This is a genomic window from Streptococcus sp. 210928-DFI.4.42 (assembly GCF_020554365.1).
Lineage (GTDB): Bacteria > Bacillota > Bacilli > Lactobacillales > Streptococcaceae > Streptococcus > Streptococcus parasanguinis_S.
Genome location: NZ_JAJCHF010000013.1, coordinates 18,992 through 43,958, shown reverse-complemented (window position 1 = coordinate 43,958; position 24,967 = coordinate 18,992). Strand labels below are relative to the sequence as shown.

21 protein-coding genes are annotated in these 24,967 nt (G+C 44.3%); all 21 read left to right on the top strand.

The genetic code is table 11. From position 1 onward, the window contains the following. The first annotated feature begins 68 nt into the window (after nt 1–68). The 21 genes from pbp1b (at nt 69) to LIZ08_RS06265 (ending at nt 24,966) form a co-directional block, all read left to right on the top strand. Entirely contained in the window at nt 69–2,525 is a 2,457-nt protein-coding gene (gene pbp1b, locus LIZ08_RS06365) for a penicillin-binding protein PBP1B (protein ID WP_227038505.1), read from the top strand. 351 nt (nt 2,526–2,876) lie between these two features. Further along, nucleotides 2,877–6,446 (top strand): DNA-directed RNA polymerase subunit beta, encoded by a 3,570-nt coding sequence (gene rpoB, locus LIZ08_RS06360; RefSeq protein WP_070661145.1) that lies wholly within the window; start codon nt 2,877–2,879, stop codon nt 6,444–6,446. A gap of 158 nt (nt 6,447–6,604) precedes the next feature. Further along, a complete protein-coding gene (gene rpoC, locus LIZ08_RS06355; protein ID WP_227038504.1) occupies nt 6,605–10,258 on the top strand; it encodes a DNA-directed RNA polymerase subunit beta' in 3,654 nt (1,217 codons plus the stop codon). Nucleotides 10,259–10,579: 321 nt separating this feature from the next. Next, entirely contained in the window at nt 10,580–11,734 is a 1,155-nt protein-coding gene (wecB, locus tag LIZ08_RS06350) for a non-hydrolyzing UDP-N-acetylglucosamine 2-epimerase (RefSeq protein WP_223345762.1), read from the top strand. Continuing rightward, on the top strand, nt 11,735–12,523 hold the full coding sequence (locus tag LIZ08_RS06345; protein ID WP_227038503.1) for a hypothetical protein: 789 nt from the start codon (nt 11,735–11,737) through the stop codon (nt 12,521–12,523). A gap of 9 nt (nt 12,524–12,532) precedes the next feature. Beyond that, nucleotides 12,533–12,673 carry a hypothetical protein gene (locus LIZ08_RS06340; protein WP_003004308.1) on the top strand — a complete coding sequence of 47 codons (141 nt, stop codon included), beginning with the start codon at nt 12,533–12,535 and terminating at the stop codon, nt 12,671–12,673. Beyond that, nucleotides 12,666–13,976, top strand: coding sequence for a glycosyltransferase family 2 protein (locus tag LIZ08_RS06335; protein WP_045758996.1), 1,311 nt, complete (start codon nt 12,666–12,668; stop codon nt 13,974–13,976). The genes LIZ08_RS06340 and LIZ08_RS06335 overlap by 8 nt, the downstream gene beginning before the upstream one ends. 8 nt (nt 13,977–13,984) lie before the next feature. Beyond that, nucleotides 13,985–15,088 (top strand): glycosyl hydrolase family 8, encoded by a 1,104-nt coding sequence (locus LIZ08_RS06330; RefSeq protein ID WP_049475202.1) that lies wholly within the window; start codon nt 13,985–13,987, stop codon nt 15,086–15,088. Between the two features lie 211 nt (nt 15,089–15,299). Beyond that, nucleotides 15,300–15,689 (top strand): DUF1033 family protein, encoded by a 390-nt coding sequence (locus tag LIZ08_RS06325; RefSeq protein WP_031572596.1) that lies wholly within the window; start codon nt 15,300–15,302, stop codon nt 15,687–15,689. Nucleotides 15,690–15,776: 87 nt separating this feature from the next. Next, nucleotides 15,777–16,718 (top strand): competence type IV pilus ATPase ComGA, encoded by a 942-nt coding sequence (gene comGA / locus LIZ08_RS06320; RefSeq protein ID WP_227038502.1) that lies wholly within the window; start codon nt 15,777–15,779, stop codon nt 16,716–16,718. Continuing rightward, a complete protein-coding gene (gene comGB, locus LIZ08_RS06315) occupies nt 16,651–17,682 on the top strand; it encodes a competence type IV pilus assembly protein ComGB (protein ID WP_227038515.1) in 1,032 nt (343 codons plus the stop codon). Before comGA ends, comGB begins: the two co-directional genes overlap by 68 nt. After that, on the top strand, nt 17,679–17,996 hold the full coding sequence (gene comGC, locus LIZ08_RS06310) for a competence type IV pilus major pilin ComGC (protein WP_101770912.1): 318 nt from the start codon (nt 17,679–17,681) through the stop codon (nt 17,994–17,996). The genes comGB and comGC overlap by 4 nt, the downstream gene beginning before the upstream one ends. After that, entirely contained in the window at nt 17,986–18,390 is a 405-nt protein-coding gene (comGD, locus tag LIZ08_RS06305; RefSeq protein ID WP_003004513.1) for a competence type IV pilus minor pilin ComGD, read from the top strand. Before comGC ends, comGD begins: the two co-directional genes overlap by 11 nt. Continuing rightward, nucleotides 18,356–18,643: a competence type IV pilus minor pilin ComGE gene (comGE, locus tag LIZ08_RS06300; RefSeq protein ID WP_003004353.1), complete on the top strand. Its 288-nt coding sequence runs from the start codon at nt 18,356–18,358 to the stop codon at nt 18,641–18,643. The genes comGD and comGE overlap by 35 nt, the downstream gene beginning before the upstream one ends. Then, nucleotides 18,633–19,085 (top strand): competence type IV pilus minor pilin ComGF, encoded by a 453-nt coding sequence (comGF, locus tag LIZ08_RS06295; RefSeq protein WP_024054897.1) that lies wholly within the window; start codon nt 18,633–18,635, stop codon nt 19,083–19,085. Before comGE ends, comGF begins: the two co-directional genes overlap by 11 nt. Beyond that, nucleotides 19,072–19,509 carry a competence type IV pilus minor pilin ComGG gene (gene comGG, locus LIZ08_RS06290; RefSeq protein ID WP_227038501.1) on the top strand — a complete coding sequence of 146 codons (438 nt, stop codon included), beginning with the start codon at nt 19,072–19,074 and terminating at the stop codon, nt 19,507–19,509. Before comGF ends, comGG begins: the two co-directional genes overlap by 14 nt. A 30-nt stretch (nt 19,510–19,539) precedes the next feature. Further along, nucleotides 19,540–20,493, top strand: a complete 954-nt coding sequence (locus tag LIZ08_RS06285) for a class I SAM-dependent methyltransferase (protein ID WP_049489154.1) — start codon at nt 19,540–19,542, stop codon at nt 20,491–20,493. Nucleotides 20,494–20,544: 51 nt separating this feature from the next. Beyond that, nucleotides 20,545–21,738 (top strand): acetate kinase, encoded by a 1,194-nt coding sequence (locus LIZ08_RS06280; protein ID WP_003019073.1) that lies wholly within the window; start codon nt 20,545–20,547, stop codon nt 21,736–21,738. Between the two features lie 72 nt (nt 21,739–21,810). Continuing rightward, nucleotides 21,811–22,542: a type II CAAX endopeptidase family protein gene (locus LIZ08_RS06275; RefSeq protein ID WP_319637118.1), complete on the top strand. Its 732-nt coding sequence runs from the start codon at nt 21,811–21,813 to the stop codon at nt 22,540–22,542. Nucleotides 22,543–22,704: 162 nt separating this feature from the next. Next, the gene (gene folP, locus LIZ08_RS06270; protein ID WP_227038499.1) at nt 22,705–23,655 is read left to right on the top strand and encodes a dihydropteroate synthase; all 951 of its coding nucleotides are present in this window, start codon (nt 22,705–22,707) and stop codon (nt 23,653–23,655) included. Beyond that, entirely contained in the window at nt 23,656–24,966 is a 1,311-nt protein-coding gene (locus LIZ08_RS06265) for a bifunctional folylpolyglutamate synthase/dihydrofolate synthase (RefSeq protein WP_227038498.1), read from the top strand. It begins immediately after the preceding gene. The last annotated feature ends 1 nt before the right edge of the window (nt 24,967 follow it).

Below are 24,967 nucleotides of genomic sequence, written 5' to 3'. Positions count from 1 at the left end.
CTACGCTCTTGTGATTGAAAACAAAGGGTCTAATCTGCTATAATATAGGGAACAAGGAGAAAGAATCAGTGAATCAATTAAAAGAGAAGCTGCAAGAGTTTTGGAAGAAAGTCCAAAAATTCTTTGCAAATATGTATACAGAAACTCCGAATAAGGAAAAAAATGAGGAAAGTAGCTGGTCTGTCGGTGATATTTTTGCGACCTGTTTGCGGACCCTCAAACTCTTGTGGGATGTCATGATCGCCCTGTTCGTGTGCCTCTTTTTATTTGGCGCAGGGATCGGGATTGGTTATGCGGCGAGCCTCTTTAGCAATGTCAAGGTTCCAAAGACAGAAGAACTGGTCCAGCAGGTCCGAAATGTCAGCAGTGTTTCAAAACTAACCTATTCCGATAAGAGCCTGATTGCAGAAGTGGACAGTGATTTGATCCGCACGCCCGTAGCAGGAGATGCCATTTCAGACAATGTCAAAAAGGCTGTGATCGCTACTGAGGATGAGAATTTTGAAAGCCACAAGGGGGTTGTACCTAAAGCCGTTCTTCGGGCAACACTTGGATCCGTAGCCGGCGTGGGTTCCTCTAGTGGGGGATCAACCCTGACCCAGCAGTTGATCAAACAGCAAGTCGTGGGAGACGCTCCAACCTTTACTCGTAAGGCGGCAGAGATTGTCGATGCCTTGGCTTTAGAGCGGGGAATGGATAAAAATGAAATTCTAACCACCTACTTAAATGTTTCGCCTTTTGGACGAAACAATCGGGGACAAAATATTGCAGGTGTGGAAGCTGCAGCTCAAGGGATCTTTGGCGTTTCGGCGAAAGACTTGTCCGTTCCACAAGCGGCCTTTATCGCTGGCTTGCCACAAAGTCCGATTGTCTACTCTCCTTATGCTGCAGACGGTAGCCTAAAGAGCAAGGAAAACCTCGAGTTAGGTTTGGCGCGTGCCAAAGACGTTTTGTTCAATATGTACCGGACGGGAGCCTTGTCGAAAAAAGACTACGAGACCTATGCTCAGTACGACTTGACCAAAGACTTCATGGCTCCAGATGGCATCGAGAAAACACCGCATGACTACCTCTACTTCCAAGCCATGGCAGAAGCAAAAGAGGCCATGTATGATTACTTGATCAAGCGAGACAATGTCACCAAGCAAGACTTGAAAAATAATGAAACCGTCAAGGCTTACCAAGAATTAGCTGAGAGCGAGTTGCGCGAAGGTGGCTACACCATTCAAACCACGATTAACAAACCGGTTCACAATGCCATGCAGGCCGCAGTAGCGAATTTTGGAAGCGTCTTGGATGATGGGACGGGTCTTGTAGAAGTTGGGAATGTCCTCATGGACAACCGAACGGGTGCGGTTTTAGGATTTATCGGTGGACGGAATTTTGACGGCAACCAAAACAACCATGCCTTTGATACAGAGCGTTCCCCAGGGTCTACAATCAAACCGCTGTTGGCCTATGGGATTGCCATCGACCAAGGCTTGATGGGAAGCAATAGCATCCTTTCTAACTATCCGACTAATTTCTCAAGTGGGGAGCCGATCATGCACGTGGATAGCCGAGGAACAGCCATGATGGATCTCCGTGAGGCCCTCAATACCTCTTGGAATATTCCAGCTTACTGGACTTACCGAACCCTTCGTGAAAAGGGTGTGGATGTCCCATCCTACATGAAGAAAATGGGCTATGATATCCCTGAATATGGCATTGAAAGCCTGCCAATGGGGGGAGGAATTGAGGTCACTGTTGCCCAACATACCAATGGTTTCCAAACCATTGCTAACAATGGGAACTACCTCAAACGCTACATGGTAGAGCAAATCATTGATCGAGATGGAGATGTGGTGTATAAGCACGAGGCAGATCCTGTTCGTGTCTACTCTCCAGCAACGGCAACGATTATGCAGGATCTCTTGCGCGGGGTTATTACGTCTGGTGCTACAACGACCTTTAAGTCACGGATTAGCCAAGTCAATCCTACGCTAGCAGGTGCTGACTGGATTGGAAAAACCGGTACCACTAACTCAAATGGGGATATGTGGCTCATGTTGTCCACCCCTAATGTTTCTTTAGGAGGTTGGATCGGCCATGACAACAATGCTTCTATGCAGACCTTGACTGGATACAACAACAATGCCCAATACATGGCGCAGTTGGCGAATGCAATCTACCAAGCAGATCCAAGTCTCTTTGGAATTCAGGATAAATTCACTCTCGATAAGAGTGTGATCCGCTCTGAAGTGCTCAAATCGACTGGTGAAAGACCGGGCCGCGTCAATGTCAATGGTCGGGATATCGATGTGAGCGGTCAAATGGTGACGAGCCTTTGGGCCAAAAACGGAGCGCCAACCACTCAATACCGCTTTGCCATCGGGGGATCGGATAGCGATTATCAAAGTGCTTGGGCAGCGATTCTCGGTAATTCCAGTGGAAATCAGTCGAATAATAAGAACAATTCGACAACCAATAGTTCATCCAGCAATAGTTCAAATCGAAACAGCTCAAATCGTGGCAATCGACACTAGTCTGATCCAGTAGAAAACCTGGAGAAAGCCTTGATTTTTGGAGCAAAAAACGGTATAATAGTGATAACTAATTTGTCGTGTGCTTTATTTGAAATATTGTCCAAATAAGAGCTTACAGCAGTTAAATCTTACTTGAATAAGTCGATTTAGCTGCTCTTTTTGTGCCTATTTTTCAGAAAAATACTAGTTTGTTACACAAATTTAATTTTTCTAAAAATTATAAAAAGCGACGAATGAGGTGAAGAGACAGCTCTTCACGTGATGCAAATCACACAATTGTAGTTAAAACCGGATAGGTGGTGAAAGTCATTTCACCAAGCTATCCTAGTATGGAAAAAGGAGCTAAAAACTTTGGCAGGACATGACGTTCAATACGGGAAACATCGGACCCGTCGTAGTTTTTCAAGAATCAAAGAGGTTCTTGATTTACCAAACTTGATTGAAATCCAGACAGACTCATTCAAAGATTTCTTGGATCATGGCTTGAAGGAAGTATTTGAAGATGTGCTTCCCATCTCAAACTTCACGGATACAATGGAATTGGAATTTGTGGGTTATGAAATCCGCGAACCTAAGTATTCGCTTGAAGAAGCGCGCATCCACGATGCCAGCTACTCAGCACCAATCTTTGTGACCTTCCGTTTGGTCAACAAAGAAACAGGTGAAATCAAGACCCAAGAAGTTTTCTTTGGTGATTTCCCAATCATGACTGAAATGGGAACCTTCATCATCAATGGTGGAGAACGGATTATCGTATCTCAGTTGGTCCGCTCACCAGGTGTCTACTTCAATGATAAGGTGGACAAGAATGGTAAAGTTGGTTATGGATCAACTGTTATCCCTAACCGTGGGGCTTGGTTAGAGCTTGAAACCGACTCAAAAGACATTGCTTACACACGTATCGACCGCACACGTAAGATTCCATTTACAACTCTTGTGCGTGCTCTTGGATTCTCTGGAGATGATGAAATCATCGATATCTTTGGGGACAGCGAATTGGTTCGCAATACCATTGAAAAAGATATCCACAAAAATCCAATGGATTCACGGACAGATGAAGCCCTCAAAGAAATCTACGAGCGTCTTCGTCCAGGTGAACCAAAAACAGCGGAAAGCTCACGTAGCTTGTTGGTAGCCCGTTTTTTTGATCCACGTCGTTATGACTTGGCACCAGTTGGTCGCTACAAGATCAACAAGAAACTCAATATCAAGAACCGCTTGTTGAACCAGACAATCGCAGAACCATTGGTAGATGCTGAAACAGGGGAAATCCTTGTAGAAGCTGGTACTGTCATGACGCGTGATGTAATCGACAGCATCTCAGAACAATTGGATAACGGCTTGAACAAAATCACCTACATTCCAAATGATGCTGCTGTTTTGACAGAGCCAGTAGAATTGCAAAAATTCAAAGTTGTCGCTCCGACAGATCCAGATCGTGTTGTCACCATCATCGGAAATGCTAACCCGTCTGACAAAGTACGGATTGTGACTCCAGCTGACATCTTGGCAGAAATGAGCTATTTCTTGAACCTTGCAGAAGGTATTGGCCGCGTGGATGATATCGACCACCTTGGAAACCGTCGGATTCGTGCCGTTGGTGAATTGCTTGCCAACCAAGTGCGTCTTGGACTTTCACGGATGGAACGAAACGTTCGCGAACGGATGTCTGTACAAGATAACGATGTCTTGACACCACAACAAATCATCAACATCCGCCCAGTAACTGCAGCAATTAAAGAATTCTTTGGATCTTCCCAATTGTCACAGTTCATGGACCAACACAATCCACTTTCTGAGTTGTCTCACAAACGTCGTTTGTCTGCCTTAGGGCCTGGTGGTTTGACACGTGACCGTGCCGGATATGAAGTGCGTGACGTGCACTATACCCACTATGGTCGTATGTGTCCAATCGAAACACCTGAAGGACCAAACATCGGTTTGATCAACAACTTGTCATCTTATGGACACTTGAACAAATATGGTTTCATCCAAACGCCATACCGTAAAGTGGACCGTGAAAAAGGTGTAGTGACCAACGAAATCGTTTGGTTGACAGCCGATGAAGAAGATGAGTACATCGTCGCTCAGGCCAACTCTAAGTTGAACGAAAAAGGTGGCTTTGCTGAGCCGATCGTTATGGGACGTCATCGTGGTAACAACCAAGAGTTCCCATCTGATCAAGTCGACTACATGGACGTATCTCCAAAACAAGTAGTTGCCGTTGCGACAGCATGTATTCCTTTCTTGGAAAACGATGACTCCAACCGTGCCCTCATGGGTGCCAACATGCAGCGTCAGGCTGTGCCATTGATTGATCCAAAAGCCCCTTACGTGGGTACTGGTATGGAATACCAAGCAGCCCATGACTCAGGAGCTGCAGTCATTGCTCAACACGATGGTAAAGTTACTTATGCAGATGCAGACAAGGTAGAAGTTCGTCGGGAAGATGGAGCTCTTGATGTTTACCATATCCAAAAATTCCGTCGTTCAAACTCAGGTACGGCTTACAACCAACGTACCCTTGTAAAAGTTGGCGATGTCGTTGAAAAAGGCGACTTTATCGCTGACGGTCCATCGATGGAAAAAGGGGAAATGGCCCTTGGTCAAAACCCAATCGTCGCTTACATGACTTGGGAAGGGTATAACTTCGAGGATGCCGTTATCATGAGCGAACGCTTGGTGAAAGAAGATGTCTACACATCTGTTCACTTGGAAGAATTCGAATCAGAAACACGCGATACCAAGTTAGGCCCTGAAGAAATTACCCGTGAAATTCCAAACGTCGGGGAAGATGCTCTTCGTGACTTGGATGAAACAGGTATTATCCGTATTGGTGCTGAGGTTAAAGAAGGCGATATCCTTGTCGGTAAGGTAACACCGAAAGGTGAAAAAGACCTTTCTGCTGAAGAACGTCTCCTTCACGCTATCTTTGGGGATAAATCTCGTGAAGTGCGTGATACATCACTCCGTGTACCTCACGGTGGAGATGGAGTCGTTCGCGATGTTAAGATCTTTACCCGTGCAAACGGTGATGAATTACAATCGGGTGTCAACATGTTGGTTCGTGTTTACATCGCACAAAAACGTAAGATCCGCGTCGGAGATAAGATGGCCGGTCGTCACGGAAACAAAGGGGTTGTGTCTCGTATTGTTCCAGTTGAAGATATGCCTTACCTTCCAGACGGTACACCAGTTGATATCATGTTGAACCCTCTTGGGGTGCCATCACGTATGAATATCGGTCAGGTTATGGAACTTCACCTTGGTATGGCAGCTCGTAACTTGGGTATTCACATCGCAACACCAGTCTTTGATGGAGCAAGCTCAGAAGACCTCTGGGATACTGTGAAAGAAGCTGGTATGGATAGCGATGCTAAGACGATTCTTTACGATGGACGTACTGGTGAACCGTTTGACAACCGTGTCTCTGTCGGTGTCATGTACATGATCAAGCTTCACCACATGGTTGATGATAAACTCCATGCCCGTTCAGTCGGACCATACTCAATGGTTACCCAACAACCACTCGGAGGGAAAGCTCAGTTTGGTGGACAACGTTTCGGGGAAATGGAAGTGTGGGCCCTTGAGGCTTATGGTGCATCAAATGTCCTTCAAGAAATCTTGACTTACAAGTCAGATGATGTCAACGGACGTCTGAAAGCCTATGAAGCGATTACCAAAGGTAAACCAATTCCAAAACCAGGTGTACCAGAATCCTTCCGCGTTCTTGTCAAAGAATTGCAATCACTTGGTCTTGACATGCGTGTCTTGGACGAAGATGATCAAGAAGTGGAACTTCGTGACCTTGATGAAGGCGAAGATGATGATGTGATTCATGTGGATGACCTTGAAAAAGCACGTGAAAAAGCAGCAAAGGAAGCAAAAGCAGCCTTTGATGCCGAAGAATCAGAAAAATAATCAGTAAAAATGATTGTCCTGTGAGCAACCAATGCTTCTAGCAGGATGATTCGATAACAAGATACAGACACAAGGAGGTGGCAGAAAGTTTCCTTTCTTCCTCCACCTAAGCTGTATCCAAATAAAACAAGTATGAAAACAAGGAAAGGTAAGAAATAGTGGTTGATGTAAATCGTTTTAAAAGTATGCAAATCACCCTAGCTTCTCCAAGCAAGGTCCGTTCATGGTCTTATGGAGAGGTCAAGAAACCTGAAACAATCAACTACCGTACATTGAAACCAGAACGTGAAGGTCTCTTTGATGAAGTCATCTTTGGACCTACAAAAGACTGGGAATGTGCGTGTGGGAAATACAAACGAATCCGTTACAAAGGGATTGTTTGTGACCGCTGTGGGGTTGAAGTAACACGTGCGAAAGTTCGTCGTGAACGCATGGGGCACATTGAGTTGAAAGCACCTGTATCACACATCTGGTACTTCAAAGGAATCCCTTCTCGTATGGGACTGACCTTGGATATGAGCCCTCGTGCCCTTGAAGAAGTCATCTACTTCGCAGCTTATGTGGTGATCGATCCAAAAGATACTCCACTTGAGCACAAATCCATCATGACGGAACGTGAATACCGTGAACGCTTGCGTGAATACGGACCAGGTTCTTTTGTAGCTAAGATGGGTGCAGAAGCCATCCAAGACCTCTTGAAACAAGTGGATTTGGAAGCTGAAATTGCTCTCTTGAAAGAAGAATTGAAGACTGCAACTGGTCAAAAACGTGTGAAGGCTGTGCGTCGTTTGGATGTCTTGGACGCCTTCTACAAATCTGGCAACAAGCCAGAATGGATGGTCCTCAACATCCTTCCCGTTATTCCACCAGATCTTCGTCCGATGGTCCAATTGGATGGTGGCCGTTTTGCTGCCTCTGACTTGAATGACCTTTATCGCCGGGTAATTAACCGGAACAACCGTTTGGCTCGTTTGTTGGAATTGAATGCCCCAGGTATCATCGTGCAAAACGAAAAACGGATGCTCCAAGAAGCGGTTGACGCTTTGATCGACAACGGTCGTCGTGGTCGTCCAATCACAGGACCAGGTAGCCGTCCACTGAAATCATTGAGCCACATGCTCAAAGGGAAACAAGGACGCTTCCGTCAAAACTTGCTCGGTAAACGGGTGGACTTCTCAGGACGTTCCGTTATCGCCGTTGGTCCAACTCTGAAGATGTACCAATGTGGTGTGCCACGTGAAATGGCGATCGAGCTCTTCAAACCATTTGTCATGCGTGAAATCGTTGCGCGTGATATCGTACAAAACGTTAAAGCTGCAAAACGCTTGGTCGAACGTGGAGATGAACGTATCTGGGATATCTTGGAAGAAGTCATCAAAGAACACCCAGTTCTCTTGAACCGCGCACCGACCCTTCACCGTTTGGGGATCCAAGCCTTTGAACCTGTCTTGATTGACGGGAAAGCCCTTCGCTTGCACCCCCTTGTCTGTGAAGCCTACAATGCCGACTTCGATGGAGACCAAATGGCCATCCACGTACCGCTTTCAGAAGAAGCTCAAGCAGAAGCTCGTATCTTGATGTTGGCTGCTGAGCATATCTTGAACCCTAAAGATGGTAAACCAGTCGTTACGCCATCTCAGGATATGGTATTGGGGAACTACTACCTCACTATGGAAGAAGCTGGTCGTGAAGGTGAAGGAATGGTCTTTAAAGACCGTGATGAAGCCGTGATGGCTCTTCGCAATGGCTATGTTCACTTGCATACACGTGTCGGAATTGCGACGGATAGCTTGAACAAACCATGGACAGAAGCACAACAACACAAGATTCTCTTGACAACTGTTGGTAAGATTCTCTTTAACGATATCATGCCTGCAGAGCTTCCATACCTTCAAGAGCCTAATAATGCCAACTTGACAGAAGGTGTTCCAGCTAAGTACTTCTTGGAGCCTGGTCAAGATGTCAAATCAGCGATTGAGAAATTGGAATTAAACGTTCCATTCAAGAAGAAAAATCTTGGAAATATCATCGCCGAAATCTTCAAACGTTTCCGTACAACTGAAACGTCTGCTTTCTTGGACCGCTTGAAAGACTTAGGTTACCATCATTCAACCCTTGCTGGTTTGACAGTGGGGATTGCCGATATTCCGGTCGTTGAAGATAAGGCAGAAATCATTGAAGAATCTCACAAACGTGTGGAACAGATCACCAAACAATTCCGTCGTGGTTTGATCACAGATGACGAACGCTACAATGCTGTTACAGCTGAATGGCGTGCAGCCCGTGAGAAATTGGAAAAACGCTTGGTGGATAACCAAGATCCGAAGAACCCAATCGTTATGATGATGGATTCTGGAGCCCGTGGTAACATCTCAAACTTCTCGCAACTTGCCGGTATGCGTGGTTTGATGGCCGCTCCAAACGGACGGATCATGGAATTGCCAATCCTGTCAAACTTCCGCGAAGGTTTGTCAGTACTCGAAATGTTCTTCTCAACTCACGGTGCCCGTAAAGGGATGACCGATACGGCCCTTAAGACAGCCGACTCAGGTTACTTGACTCGTCGTTTGGTTGACGTGGCCCAAGACGTCATTATCCGTGAAGATGACTGTGGAACAGACCGTGGACTTGTGATCCGTGCCATTACTGATGGTAAGGAAATGATCGAGCCACTCGAAGAACGCTTGACAGGTCGTTATACTAAGAAATCTGTTAAACACCCTGAAACAGGTGCAGTCATCGTTGGGCCAGATACCTTGATCTCAGAAGACCTAGCACGTGAAATTGTTCATGCTGGTGTGGAAGAAGTCACTATCCGCTCTGTCTTTACATGTAACACCCGCCATGGGGTCTGCCGTCACTGTTATGGTATCAACTTGGCGACTGGTGATGCGGTTGAAGTGGGTGAAGCAGTCGGAACCATCGCTGCCCAATCTATCGGGGAACCTGGTACACAGTTGACCATGCGTACCTTCCACACGGGTGGGGTTGCCTCAAATACCGATATCACTCAAGGTCTTCCTCGTGTCCAAGAAATCTTTGAAGCCCGCAATCCAAAAGGGGAAGCGGTCATCACTGAGGTCAAAGGGGAAGTCACAGCCATCGAAGAAGATGCTTCTACACGGACCAAGAAAGTCTTTGTTAGCGGAGCAACTGGTGAGGGTGAATACGTTGTCCCTTACACTGCCCGCATGAAAGTCGAAGTAGGAGATCAAGTCTCTCGTGGTGCGGCTCTGACAGAAGGGTCTATCCAACCAAAACGTCTCCTTGCCGTTCGTGATGTCTTGTCAGTTGAAACATACCTCCTTGCGGAAGTACAAAAAGTATACCGTAGCCAAGGGGTAGAAATCGGCGACAAACACATCGAGGTAATGGTGCGTCAAATGATCCGTAAAGTACGTGTCATGGATCCAGGAGATACAGACCTTCTCATGGGTACTCTGATGGACATTACAGACTTTACAGATGCCAACAAGGACGTCCTTATTTCTGGTGGAGTTCCTGCGACAGCTCGTCCAGTCCTTATGGGAATTACCAAAGCCTCACTTGAAACCAACAGTTTCTTGTCTGCGGCTTCCTTCCAGGAAACAACTCGTGTTCTTACAGACGCAGCGATCCGTGGTAAGAAAGACCATCTCCTTGGACTTAAGGAAAATGTTATCATTGGTAAGATTATTCCTGCAGGTACAGGGATGGCTCGTTACCGTAACTTGGAACCACAAGCGATTAATGAAGTTGAAATTATCGAAGAAGTGCCAGTAACAGATGGAACAGTTGATGAAGTTCAAACAGCTGAAGTCGTAGAAAAATAAGAAAATAAGTCGGAACTACAAGTTCCGGCTTTTTTTGAAAAAATTATAAAAATTTATTATTTGAAAAATAATTGTATAATTATTGAATTATTTTTTTACCAAAAATATTAGCCCGGTAAAAGTCGTGCTGTAAATACTTACAATTAGTGATTATATGGATATGTATTCTAAACACCAAAATAATAAAATGACTAACTATTAGTAATTTCTTTATAAAACCCAAAATCGGTTTGACATTTAAAGTCATTGGCGGTAGAATGAAAAAAGATGTACACAATTTAAAAAAATGTTGAATTACATGCATGTCAACGGGAGAAGTTTATGGGAAAATTGAAAATTATGGTTGTGTTTGGGACGCGACCGGAGGCCATCAAGATGGCCCCTTTGGTGCTGGAGTTACAAAAACAAAAGGAGGTTATTGAGACCATCACAGTGGTCACTGCTCAGCACCGTCAAATGTTGGACCAGGTTTTAGAAACCTTTAACATCGTACCTGATTACGATTTGGATATTATGGGGAAAAGTCAGACCTTATTAGACATTACCTCTAAAATTCTGAATCAATTAGATCCAGTTATCAAAAAAGAAAAGCCGGATATGGTGCTCGTCCATGGAGATACGACTACTACCTTTGCGGCGAGTTTGGTTGCCTTTTACAATCAAGTCCGCATTGGTCACGTCGAAGCTGGTTTGAGAACCTTTGATAAATATTCTCCGTATCCAGAAGAGATGAACCGTCAAATGACGGATGATCTAGCGGATCTGTATTTTGCGCCGACTGGCGAAAGTAAGGCTAATCTCTTAAAAGAAAATCATCCGGAATCCTCTATTGTGGTGACAGGAAATACTGCTATTGATGCGCTGAAACTCACGGTTCAAGAGAACTATCATCACGAAGTACTGGATCAATTGGATCCAGCTAAAAAAGTCATCCTTGTCACCATGCATCGAAGAGAAAATCAAGGAGCTCCCATGAGAGCGGTCTTTGGAGCTCTGAGAGAAATGGTGGATCAAGAACCGAATATTGAAGTGGTTTACCCAGTGCATCTTAGTCCAGCGGTCCAAGAGGCGGCAAACGATCTATTAGGAGATCATGATCGGATCCATCTCATTGCACCTTTAGATGTGCTTGACTTCCACAACTTGGCTTCGAGAAGTTACTTTATCATGTCGGATTCAGGTGGGGTACAAGAAGAAGCACCATCATTGGGAAAACCGGTATTGGTATTGCGTGATACAACAGAACGCCCAGAAGGGGTCAAAGCAGGAACTTTGAAATTAGTTGGTACGGATCCTGCCGTCGTCAAATCCACGATGACGGAGCTCTTAACCAACGAACATCTTTATCTAGAAATGGCAAATGCCCGAAATCCTTATGGAGATGGAAGAGCTTCTGAGCGAATCGTGCAAGCTATTAAACATTACTTTGGCCAGGGAGATGCTGCCGAAGAATTTCATGAGGGAGAGAAAGAATAAATGAAAAAAACGGAAAAGTTAAGTAGATGGTTGCTAATTTTGATAGTTTTCGAAGTACTTCTTTTACTTTACTGCTTGTTTTTTGCAAGAGAGATTCTGATTGAAGAAGGATTGTTCTTTGTTTTAGGATTATTTGCTGCTATTGTTTTATCGGATTTATTGTTGACATGGACCATCCTGTTGTCATTTGCCCTAGGGATTGTCTTTTTGGTGGCGGGTGTTGTCTATATCCCATTTCATCAAGCCTTGCTTCTGCTCTTTAGTTTTCCAATCTTGATTGGAATTTTGACCCAAATTCGCTACCACCTCTTTAAAGAGATTGCAAAAGTGAAGGATCAAGAGCCAGAAGCTTACGCAGATTACCGCAACCGCATCGCTTCTTATGGTGGGGAAACCAATGATACGATTCAAGCCTTACTCATTCACTGGTCGCACGAGGAATTGTTCTTCCAATTGCAGCCGAGAGAATATAATCGGACCTTGAACCAAATCAACTATTTGTTAACGCATCATCTAAAGCCAAATGAAAGCTTGTATTATGTATCAGACGGTAATTTCTTGATCTTATCTTCTGATAGCGAGCGGGATCTGAAGGGCGATTATATGACAGTCTTAAAACCACAGTTGGAAGGACTGGTGTTCCAAGGCGAAGATGGGGTGCAAGCCATCCAATTTCAGTCCGGCTTTCTTGTAGTGGATCAATCCAATCGCACCAAATACCATCGCTATAAAGAAATGATTCGTTACTTAAAACGTCAACTTGAAACAGATATTATTGTGGAATATTAGGAGGAAAACATGTCTCTTACAAATATATTTTTTAATATAGCTGTAGGCATTAGTGTATTTTTTGCCTTGTGCTTTATTGTATTATTTGTAGCTTATACGGTGATTTACCGCCGTGTCAATAAAAACTTTAAGGCGGTGGACCATGATTAGTCAAATTGTGATGATTATTGCCTTGATTTCGATTTGGCTGTCCTTAGCCTGGGGCCTAGTAATCCTCTTTTCAGCCGTTCATTTTTGGTTTAAACACAGTGATTTTCGTGTCAATACGGATCCGCTTCCTTATTATCCAAAAGTGACGATCGTCGTACCTGCCCATAATGAGGATGTGGTTATTGCACAGACAGCCAAAGCGATCCTTGATATGAACTACCCACATGATCGTGTAGAATTACTACTGTTTGCGGATAATTGTTCCGATCGCACTTATGAAGAGTGTTTGGCGGTTAAAGCATTGCCAGAGTATGCAGGACGTGATTTGACCATTATCAATCGCAGTGGGACAGGTGGGAAAGCCGGTGTGTTAAATGACGCTTTGGCGATGGCGACTGGAGACTATATCTGCGTCTATGATGCAGATGCCATGCCTGAAAAGAATGCTCTTTATTTCCTTGTCAAAGAAGTCCTCAAAGATCCAGAACGTCATGTGGCTTCTTTCGGCCGTAATAAAACGCGGAATGCCAATCAAAACTTCTTGACCCGCTGTATCAACCAAGAGATTGTTGTCACCCAACGGGTCCACCATGTGGGCATGTGGCATCTCTTTAAGATTGGACGGATTCCAGGAACTAACTTCATTATTCAAACCGAATTTGTCAAGAGTATTGGAGGATGGAAAAACGGTGCCTTGACTGAGGATACGGATATTTCCTTCAAGATTATGCAAAGTGGGAAGTTGATTGCGCTAGCCTATAATTCAGAAGCTTTCCAACAAGAGCCAGAGACTCTGAAGAGTTACTATATGCAACGGAAACGTTGGGCCAAAGGGAATTATGAAGTGGTTCTTTCCAACTTCAAGCATTTATTTGGTAAGGGAAATTGGCGCGTGAAGTTAGAAGTGACCAACTATTCCTGTGTCTTCTTCTGGTTTAACGCGGCCATCGTCTTATCGGACTTGATCTTTTTTGCCAATATTCTGGCCATGTGTATCCATACAGTGGTGCCAGGTGTGCAAATTCCATTTGCCTTTGATTCTGAAAATATCTACATTGCGCAATTGATGTTGTTCAATTGGATCTTGATGATCGGGCTTTACCTGCTTCAGATTAATGTGGCTCTTGCCTCACAATTTGGTCAAGCCACTACCAAGCAAATTTGGTTGGCTTTGGCTGCCTATTTCACCTATTCTCAACTGTTTATCATTGTGTCGATTGATGCCATCTCTTCGATTGTGATGGATAAACTATTGCACCGGAAAGAAACCAAATGGGTTAAAACAAAACGATTCGCAGGATAGGAGAGATTATGAATACGAAAAAGATGAGATATGTATGGTTTCTAGTCATCCTTTGCATTTTCTGTTTGACCTTGTTTTTAGCGAGAACGAGAAGTAAAGTGGAGATGCGAAACCGAATTTATCGTCAGTGGAATGAGCATTTTGTTGTTTCAAAAGGGAAAGAATCCTATGTTCGAACCACCAATGATAGCAATCAAACGGTAGTGTTATCCGAAGCGCAAAGTTATGGAATGCTCATTACTGTTGCAGCTGCCGAAAAAGGACAAGCCCAACAAGCAGACTTTGACCGACTCTATCACTATTATCTAAATCATCGCTTAGAAGGTACCCAATTGATGTCTTGGAAACAAACCATCAGCAATGGGAAAGCAAAAGATGAGGATCATAACGCCACAGATGGAGACCTCTACATCGCCTATGCTCTTCTAAAAGCTGCTCAGCAATGGCCAAAGCAAGCTAAAGACTACCAGGCTCAAGCCAAAGCGATTTTAGAAGATATTCTCGCACACAACTACAATGAAGAAACTGGTGTGTTAACGGTGGGGAATTGGGCCAATCAGGATTCGGAGTTTTATCATTTGATGCGGACGTCTGATACACTGCCAGCGCAATTCCAGATCTTTTATGAAGTGACAAAAGATTCGAAGTGGTTGGATATCAAAGAAAAGATGTTGCAGCAACTCCAAACGATCAGCTCCCAAACCAAAACAGGTTTACTACCTGATTTCATCTGGGTAGATGAGCAAGGAACGCGCGTAGCGGATCCAAAGACGATTGAATCCAAGTATGATGGTGCTTACTCGTATAACGCTTGTCGCCTTCCATACAACCTTGTTCAAAGTAAGGACGCAACCAGTCAAAAATTGGTGAAAAAGATGCTTAACTTTTTCAAGAGTCAAAGAAACCTGTATGCAGGTTATGACTTGAAAGGAAAGGCCTTGAACAATCATCAGGCAGCAAGCTTTTTGGCACCGATTGTCTATGCCTCTGAACATGAAAAAGGCTATTTGAAGTTGGTGCAACAGAACAAGTATATCTTTACACAAGATCTACCTCTGAACAACTATTACGATGCAACCATGACAACCATGATTGCACTTGAATTGTTCTAAATACTTGAGAAAAGAGAGTTCCCAGGATGGTCTGTCCATTTTATTGGAACTCTCTTCTTTTGATTCTCGAAAAAAGGACCCAATAGCAATTAGGCAGTCTGTTTTTGAAAAATAATGGTGAAAATCGCCTGAAAAATCATGCTCTGAGCAGATAACTTTTATTCTCAAAGGATTTTCTATATAATAGAGGATACAAAGGATGGAAGAGTTTATGTATCGAGTGATTGAAATGTACGGGGACTGTGAACCCTGGTGGTTTTTAGAAGGTTGGGAAGAAGATATCGTGAGTAGTCGGAAGTTTGAAGACTATTACCAGGCTTTGAAATACTACAAGCAGAAGTGGTTGGAGTTAAATGAGCACTTTCCAAGTTATAAGAGTCGGAGTGACCTCATGACGATCTTTTGGGATACCAAGGAGCAAGAGTGGTGTGAGGACTGCAGTGAAGATGTGCAGTTTTTCCATTCGATTGTCCTCCTAGAAGACGAGCATAAGATCCCTAAAAGCAAGCTCCGCCCAGGCTACGAAAAGGAAAGAGGCAGTCGCAAACACCGTTCTTGTCAATATACACTCGATTCAAAAAAGGGGACGACCCTGTCATAAGAGAAATGCGGAAGATTTTTTAGAGCGATCTAGAAAGTCTTCTTTTTTTGTCTTCTTTTTCGAATAGTATAAGTGAGAGGAGGAACTATGGTTCAAGAAATTGCAAAAAAATTGATCCGCATGGGGAAAAAGGAAGAAGCTCAGGATCTTTACTTCATTCCTCGGAAGGAGGAGTACCAGGTTTTTATGAGGGTGGGAGACGAGAGGCGCTTTGTAAAGTCCTTCCCTTTTGAGGACATGACGGCTATGATTAGCCACTTTAAGTTCGTGGCAGGGATGAATGTGGGAGAAAAAAGGCGCAGCCAGCTAGGGTCGTGTGATTACCCATTAGAGGATGGAGTGGTCTCGATTCGCTTGTCAACGGTGGGGGATTATCGTGGTTATGAAAGCTTGGTCATTCGGCTCTTGCATGATGAGGAACGTGAATTGCGGTTTTGGTTTGACCAGCTGCCAGACTTGCAGAAGAAATTGGCTGGTCGTGGGCTTTATCTTTTTGCGGGCCCCGTTGGCTCGGGAAAGACCACTCTCATGCATGCTTTGGCGCAAGAGCGCTTTGCGGACCAGCAAGTCATGTCTATTGAAGATCCTGTCGAGATCAAGCAGGATAATATGCTTCAGCTTCAGCTGAATGACCAGATCGGCATGACCTATGACAACCTGATCAAACTCTCCTTGCGCCATCGGCCGGACCTTCTCATCATTGGGGAAATCCGAGATAAGGAAACAGCTCGTGCAGTCGTACGAGCTAGTTTGACAGGAGTCACCGTCTTCTCTACGATTCATGCGAAAAGCGTTCGAGGTGTTTATGAGAGGCTCTTAGAACTTGGAGTGAGTGAGGAAGAACTCAAGATTGTTTTACAAGGTATTTGCTACCAACGATTAATTGCAGGAGGAGGTGTGGTCGATTTTGCGACGGAAAACTACCAAGAGCACTCAGCCAGCCGCTGGAACCAACAAATGGATCTCTTGGCTCAATCGGGATATATCCAGCTGGCTCAGGCGCAAGCCGAAAAAATTATCTACCGCTAAACAAAAGCAAATCATCGAATTGTTTTTGAATCTTTATTCGAGTGGTTTTCATCTGTCTGAGATTGTCGATTTTCTGGATCGCTCTCACCTAGTGGAGAGTCGTTTGGTTTCCCAGATGCGAGAGGACCTCTCGAGGGGGCGGAGTTTTTCAGAAATGATGGCGGGGATCGGTTTTTCAGATGCGGTCACGACACAGCTGTCTCTCGCTGAGCTTCATGGCAATCTTGCATTGAGCTTGGAGAAAATCAGTGCTTACCTAGAAAACATGCGCAAGGTCAAGAAAAAGCTGATTGAGGTGAGCACCTATCCTCTCATCTTGCTTGGATTTTTAGTTCTGATTATGCTAGGCTTGCGCAATTACTTGCTTCCTCAAATGGATGCTCAAAATATTGGGACGCAATTGATCAGTTCCTTCCCGCAACTCTTTTTGGCCTTAGGAGCGGGACTGGTAACCTTCTTCTTACTCGGCTTTCTCTATTATCGAAAGTCAGGCAAGATCAAGGTTTTTAGAAGCTTGTCTCATCTGCCTTTCGGAAAAGGCATGATTCAAGCTTATTTGACAGCCTATTATGCCAGAGAATGGGGCAATCTGATTGGGCAAGGATTGGAATTGTCTCAGATTTTTTCCATGATGCAGGAGCAAAAATCCCAGCTTTTTCAAGAAATTGGAAGGGATTTAGCTCTTTCTTTAGATCGTGGCCAGTCCTTTTCAGAGACGGTCAGGGGGTATCCTTTTTTCAAAAAAGAATTGCCTCTTATGATTGAATATGGTGAAGTCAAATCAAAGCTCGGAAGTGAGCTAGAGATCTACGCTGAAAAAACATGGGAAGATTTCTTTCGTCGGGTTCACAAGGCTATGAATGTGATACAACCCTTGGTGTTTGTCTTTGTGGCTCTTGTGATTGTCTTACTTTACGCAGCCATGTTGCTGCCGATTTATCAAAATATGGAGGTTCATTTATGAAAAAATTAAAAACCTATAAGGTTAAAGCCTTTACACTGATTGAAATGTTGGTGGTCTTATTGATCATCAGTGTGCTCTTATTGCTCTTTGTGCCGAATTTGACCAAGCAAAAAGACTCCGTGAAAGAGACAGGAAATGCAGCGGTTGTGAAGGTGGTCGAAAGCCAGGCTGAATTGTACGAGCTCAATCATACCAATGACCAAGCTACTCTAGCAAAGCTGATTGCGGATGGAAATATTACCAACAAACAAGCAGAGTCCTACCGTGCCTATTATGCGAAAAATAGTGGAGAAACTCGTGCGGTTGCAGATTAAGGCCTTCACCTTGGTGGAGACTCTTCTGACCTTGATGATCGTCAGTTTTATCTATCTGGGCTTATCGGGATCGATCAAGACGAGCTTTCAGCAGGTGGAAGAAAAAGTATTTTTTGCAGAGTTTGAACACCTCTATCAAGAAAGCCAGAAAATAGCGCTGGCAAGGCAAACGGAATTGGATGTTGAAGTGACTGCAAGGAAGATTCAAACGCCTTACCAGACGGTGGAGATTCCTGATTCTGTCATTTTGCAAGATCCTAAAACTATTCGTTTAGACCGAGCAGGTGGCAATTCATCCCTGGCCAATGTTCACTTTCAGACACAGAGAGGAGTGGTGACCTATCAACTGTCGCTTGGAAATGGGAAAATTAAAAAAAGCATCCGTTCCCGCTAGTATTCTCATAGAATCCTTAGTTGCCTTGGGTTTATTTGCCATGATTACGACCTTATTGTTAGGGGAGATCCGGCGTTCGCGCAAGGAGCGACTAGCGGATTTCAAAGAGGTAGAGGTCTTATCTGTCGCTCAAATGGCGCTTCAGACAGGGCAAAATCATCTGGAGGCCAATGGTATTCAGGTTCAAGTCGAAAAAGATGCCGATCAGCTCACGGTCTATCATCAAGGGAAGGTGGTACTGCATGTGGAATAACGGAAAGGTCAATGCCTTTACCCTGCTCGAAGCCTTGGTCGCTCTCTTGGTGCTCAGTGGGGGTGTGTTGGTCTTTCAAGGCTTGACCAAGCTCCTGCATGCTGAATTGGACTACCAGGCGCATCAAAAGCAGGAAGAATGGGTACTTTTTCAGCAACAATTGCAGGTGGAATTGGATCGGAGCCATTTTGAAAAAGTAGCGGACAATCATATCTACTTGGTTCAGGATCAAAAACCAATTGCCATTGGTCAATCTAAAGGAGATGATATCCGAAAAACAGATGATAAGGGCAGGGGCTATCAGCCTATGATTTCAGGAGTTCGCTCTAGCCAAATTTGGCAGGAGGGAGAGTTGATTCATCTGCGTTTGAATTTTGAAGAAGGTCTAGAAAGGGAGTATGTCTACCATGTGGTACCAGCGATGCAAAATGAAAAAAGTTAAGGCTGGTGTCTTGCTCTACGCCCTCTTGATGGCAGCGATTTTTAGTCTCTTGCTTCAGTTTTACCTGCACCGTCAGGTTGCGGAGAGACGGATCTTAAAGACGAGTCAAGATCGCCTTCGGGCCTATGCTTTGGTGCAATTGGCTCTTGAAAAGAGAAAGAGTGATGAGAAGACATCAGAGATTCATTTAAAGTCTGGAACAGTTCAGCTAAAGAAGGATACTGGTTTTCTTCATGCTCAGGCTAAGATGGATGGCGAAAGCTATGAGTTTGTCCTTCCTGTAAGGGAAGAAAAGGAAAGCAAGAAGAGTCAAAAAGAAAAGAAGAAGACGCAGAAAGATAAGGAGAAGGCAGGGAGCGAAAAGCCTTCTGAAGAGACGCCAAAAGAGGCCAAGGAGCCATCAGAAAATAGCGAAAAAGACTAATTTTTGGTATGATAGGGTGCGGAGGAAATCATGAATTTCGAAAAAATTGAACAAGCCTATACCTATCTATTAGAAAACACTCAAAGTATTCAAAATGAATTGTCGACCAACTTTTATGACGCCTTGATTGAACAGAATGCCATGTATTTGGATGGCAAGACGGATCTAGACATTGTTAAAAACAATAGCAAAAAATTAAAAGAACTAGATTTAAGTAAGGAAGAATGGCGCAGAGCCTACCAATTCCTTTTTATGAAAGCTGCTCAGACAGAGCCTTTACAAGCGAATCACCAGTTCACACCAGATGCGATTGGTTTTATCATTACATTTTTGATCGATCAGTTGGCTAAAAGCGACCAACTAGATGTCTTAGAAGTGGGAAGTGGAACCGGAAATCTCGCTGAGACCATTGTCAACAATAGCCGCCTCACGATTGATTACTTAGGATTGGAAGTGGATGATCTCTTGATTGACCTATCTGCTAGTATCGCAGATGTGATGGAATCCAGTGTTGTCTTTGCACAAGGCGATGCGGTTCGCCCACAAGTGTTGAAAGAAAGTGACTTGATCGTTAGCGACTTACCGATTGGCTATTATCCAGATGATGCGATTGCACAGCGCTATCAGGTGGCGAGCTCCGAAGGCCATACCTATGCCCATCACCTCATGATGGAACAGGCTCTGAAATATCTGAAACCTCAAGGAGTTGCCATCTTTTTAGCTCCAAATAATCTCTTGACAAGCCCTCAGAGTGATCTGTTGAAAGCTTGGCTAACAGACAAAGCCCAAATCCTTGCCATGCTGACCTTGCCAGAATCTCTCTTTTCAAATCCAGCCTATGCTAAGACGATTTTCGTCCTACGAAAACAAGAAGAAGAGTCTGTTCAGCCCTTTGTCTATCCGTTTACCGATCTCCAGGATCATGACCAGGTGGTTCACTTTATGGAAAGTTTCCAAAACTGGTTAAAGGATAGTGAAATTTGATCAAAGATCTGATATAATAGAGGAAGTGAAAACGCTTAATGAGGTGAATATATGTCGAAAACAATTTCTATTAATGCAGGAAGCTCTAGTTTGAAATGGCAATTGTACCAAATGCCAGAGGAAACTGTTCTTGCAAAAGGATTGATTGAACGGATCGGTTTGAAGGATTCTATTTCAACAGTTAAATTTGATGGACGCTCTGAAAAACAAGTATTAGATATCCAGGACCATACACAAGCTGTAAAAATTTTGTTGGATGATTTGATTCGCTTTGATATTATCAAATCCTACGATGAGATTACAGGTGTGGGCCACCGCGTCGTTGCTGGTGGAGAATACTTCAAGGATTCTGCTTTGGTAGATGACGAAGTCCTTCGAAAAGTAGAAGAATTGTCTTTGTTAGCACCTCTTCATAATCCTGCAAATGCAGCTGGAATTCGTGCCTTTAGAGAGATTTGTCCAAATATTACCAGTGTTGTGGTATTTGATACTTCTTTCCATACAACCATGCCGGAAAAAGCTTATCGTTACCCTCTTCCAACTAAATATTACACAGAAAATAAGGTTCGTAAATATGGCGCTCATGGAACCAGTCATCAGTATGTAGCTGGTGAAGCTGCTAAACTTCTTGGAAAACCATTAGAAGAATTGAAATTGATCACCTGCCACGTTGGAAATGGTGTATCTGTTACAGCGGTTGACAAGGGAATCTCTGTCGATACCTCAATGGGCTTCACCCCTCTAGGTGGTGTCATGATGGGAACCCGTACAGGGGATCTTGATCCAGCGATTATTCCTTACTTGATGGAACATACAGAGGATTTCAGTAAGCCTGAAGATATTAGCCGCATCCTCAATCGTGAATCAGGTCTTCTGGGTGTTTCTGAATCTTCTAGCGACATGCGGGATATCCATACAGCGATGCACAATGGAGACGAAAAAGCTAAATTGGCTTACGATATCTTTATCGATCGTTTGCAAAAATACATCGGTCAATACTTGGCTGTTTTGAATGGTGCAGATGCCATCATCTTTACAGCAGGAATCGGTGAAAATGCAGTAAACGTTCGTTCTTCTATTATCAATGGAATCAGCTGGTTTGGCTGCAAGGTCGACCCTGAAAAGAACGTCTTTGGAGTTGTCGGAGATATTTCCACAGATGATTCCCGTGTGAAGGTATTGGTGATTCCAACTGATGAAGAGTTGGTGATTGCGCGTGACGTTGAACGTTTCAAAAATCAGTAAACTGAAATAAAGAGAGAAGGCTGAAGGCGAAAGTCCCAGTCTTCTTATTTTATACAAGAAAGAGGTTGTCCATTGAAAAATATACAGTCTTTTGTTCGAAAGCACCCATTATGTAAGAATGCCCTCTGGCTCCTTCTTTTTGTGCCCTTATTCTTCCTCTCACAATTTCCCCTCATCACTATGGTTTATTCCTTTCAAGAAGGAATGGATGCAAGGTGGATCACTATCCTCACTCTCATGGTGACAGTGGCAGTGCTCTTTGTTTTTTATAAGGTCATCAAGATGAGCCCTCTGGAGAACTTAGATGTTCGGGTCATTACCTGGCCGGCTTTGGGGAGAAATTTTCTTTTTCTTCTCTTGTTGATGGCTAATAATCTGCTCGCCTATCCCTTGTTGAAACAAGAGGCAGGTGGTACAACAGCAAACCAAGCGGCTCTGAATGAGCTGCAATCTCATGCTCCTTTTCTTGCTATGGGAATGGTCGTGATCCTTGTCGCTCCGATTCTAGAAGAGCTACTTTGTCGGGCCATCATCCCTCGTTTGATCTTTCGAGGAGCAGAACCGATCGGTTACTTAGCCGGTGCTCTCTTTTTTACTTATTTGCATGGACCGAGCGCCTTGGGGGAATGGGTAGCCTACGGAGGTATGTCTTTGATCTTAACTTGGGTGGCTTATCGCTACCAGCGGATCGAGTACAGCATTTGCCTTCATATGACCTTGAATGCGCTAGCTTATTATTATCCGGTGGTCATACTCCTTTGTTTATTGCCGGTATCGAGAGTTTTCTTCCATGATAAATTATGATAAAATGGTAGGTACCAATGAGTTTTGATGCAGAACCTTCTTACAGAAGGTCAGAAAAAATCAGAAATCCGTATGGAGAGTAGACTCAGAGGTTTAGAACACTTGTTCTAGCCTCTTTTATTCGCAATCATGCTGTAGGAAGGGAACCAAAGGAGAACGAAAATGATTGATAAAAAATGGCTGAGTGGGCAAGGGACCCTTCTTTGTGGGATCTTAAATGTCACTCCGGATTCATTTTCTGATGGCGGTAAATATACGAGTGTGGATACAGCCTTGCAGCAGGCGAGAAAACTGATCCAAGAAGGGGCTCGGGTCCTCGATATCGGAGGAGAATCAACCAGACCAGGAAGTCATTATGTGGAGATCCAAGAAGAGATTGACCGCGTGGTTCCAGTAATTAAAGCCATTCGGAAAGAAAGTGATGTCTTGATTTCAGTGGATACCTGGAAGTCCCAGGTGGCAGCGGCGGCGCTCGAAGCTGGAGCTGATATTGTCAACGATATTACTGGTTTTCTTGGAGATCCTAAGATGGCTGCTGTGGTTGCGGAGCATGAAGCGAGCGCAGTTCTCATGTTTAATCCAGTGATGGCAAGACCGCATCATCCAAGTTCCACTATCTTTCCACGTTTTGGTTTTGAACCAGTCTTTTCAGAGCAAGAGCTTCAACAGATGGATCAAGAACCGATTCAAGACGTGATGTGGACCTTCTTTGACCGCTCGCTTGAGGTAGCGAAAGCAGCCGGTGTCCAGATGGATCGTATTATGTTGGATCCTGGGATCGGATTTGGGTTGACCAAGCGCGAGAACTTACTCTTATTGCAAGAGCTAGAGACGATTCACCAAAAGGGCTATCCGATCTTTCTAGGGGTCTCCCGCAAACGTTTTGTGGTCAACATTATTGAGGAAGCTGGATTTGAGACAGATCCTGCAACGGAGACTGGTTTTTGGAATCGGGACCTGGCTTCGAGCCATTTGACCAGTATTGCAGCCAGTCAAGGAGTCGAAGTGGTGCGGGTGCATGATATTCCCCTTCACAAGATGGCAGCCAGTCTGGGCCAAGCTATTTTCCAAGCCCAAGAGGCAGCAGATACCAATTTAAAACAATACAAGTAAATGAAGACAAAAGAACATCAGTTGGATCTTCGTTGGCTAGAAGCCTATCGTTCTCAAGATCCACATTTCGGTTTGGAGCGCATGGAAGCTCTCTTGGCTTTGAGAGGAAATCCTCACCTAGACTGTCGGGTCATTCATGTTGCGGGGACCAATGGCAAAGGATCTACCATTGCTACCTTGTCCCAACTCTTGAGGCAGGCAGGTTTACGGGTTGGAGTCTTTACCTCTCCTTATCTGATCCATTACAATGACCAAATCACCATTAATGGCGAATCCATTTCGGATCGAGACCTGCAAACCTACCTGGATAGTTACCAGCAGCTCCTGAAAGCTGAACAATCAAGGGCCATCTTTCAAGGGTTGACGGAATTTGAAGTGATGACGGCCATCGCCTATGATTATTTTGCTCATGAGGAGCTGGAATATGTGATTATGGAAGTCGGTATGGGGGGACGACTAGACAGTACCAATGTCTGTCAGCCTGTTCTGACTGCGATTACTTCGATTGGCTTGGATCATGTTGCCCTTCTTGGGCCAGATCTGGCTTCCATCGCCCGTGAAAAGGCTGGTATCATTAAGCTAGGAATTCCTCTGGTTCTAGGGAAATTAGAAGCAGAAGCCAGCCAAGTCATTGAAGGCATTGCGATTCAGAAGCAGGCACCGATAACAGCCTATGACAGAGATTACCAAGTTGAGCTAGAAGCCTCTTGTCTATCGGGCCAATCCTTTTCTTATCACAGTTCCAAAAGAGAAAAAGCCTCCTATCAAGTAGCGCTTTTAGGACATCACCAGGCCAGAAATGCAGCTCTTGCGATCAGTATCTGTGATGTACTTTTTGAAAGAGAAGGGCGTGAACTCTTGTCAAGAGAGTTAGTGGATGAGGCCTTGCATCAAGTCGTCTGGCCTGGCCGGATGGAAGTGGTATCGCAAAATCCCATGATCTTGCTAGATGGGGCCCATAACCCCCATGCCGTTGCGCCCTTGATCGCAAGTCTTCGGGAACTGTTCCCAAGTCAAAAAAAGACCATTCTTTTTACCTGCATCCGGACCAAAGCCTTAGAAGAGATGCTCATTCAGTGGCAGGAACTGGAAAATAGTCGCTTGATCCTCACGAGCTTTGAAGATCCAAGAGCCTATTCTCAAGAAGAGATAAGAGCTGCTGCGAAAAACCATCAGCTTGAGGAAGTCAACTGGCAAGAGTTTCTACAAAACTGGCAAGCTGAAGGCGATGAGCTCCTCATTGTAACGGGGTCGCTCTACTTCCTTAGCCAGGTACGACCTTATTTATTAAAAACAGAAAAATCCAACTAGG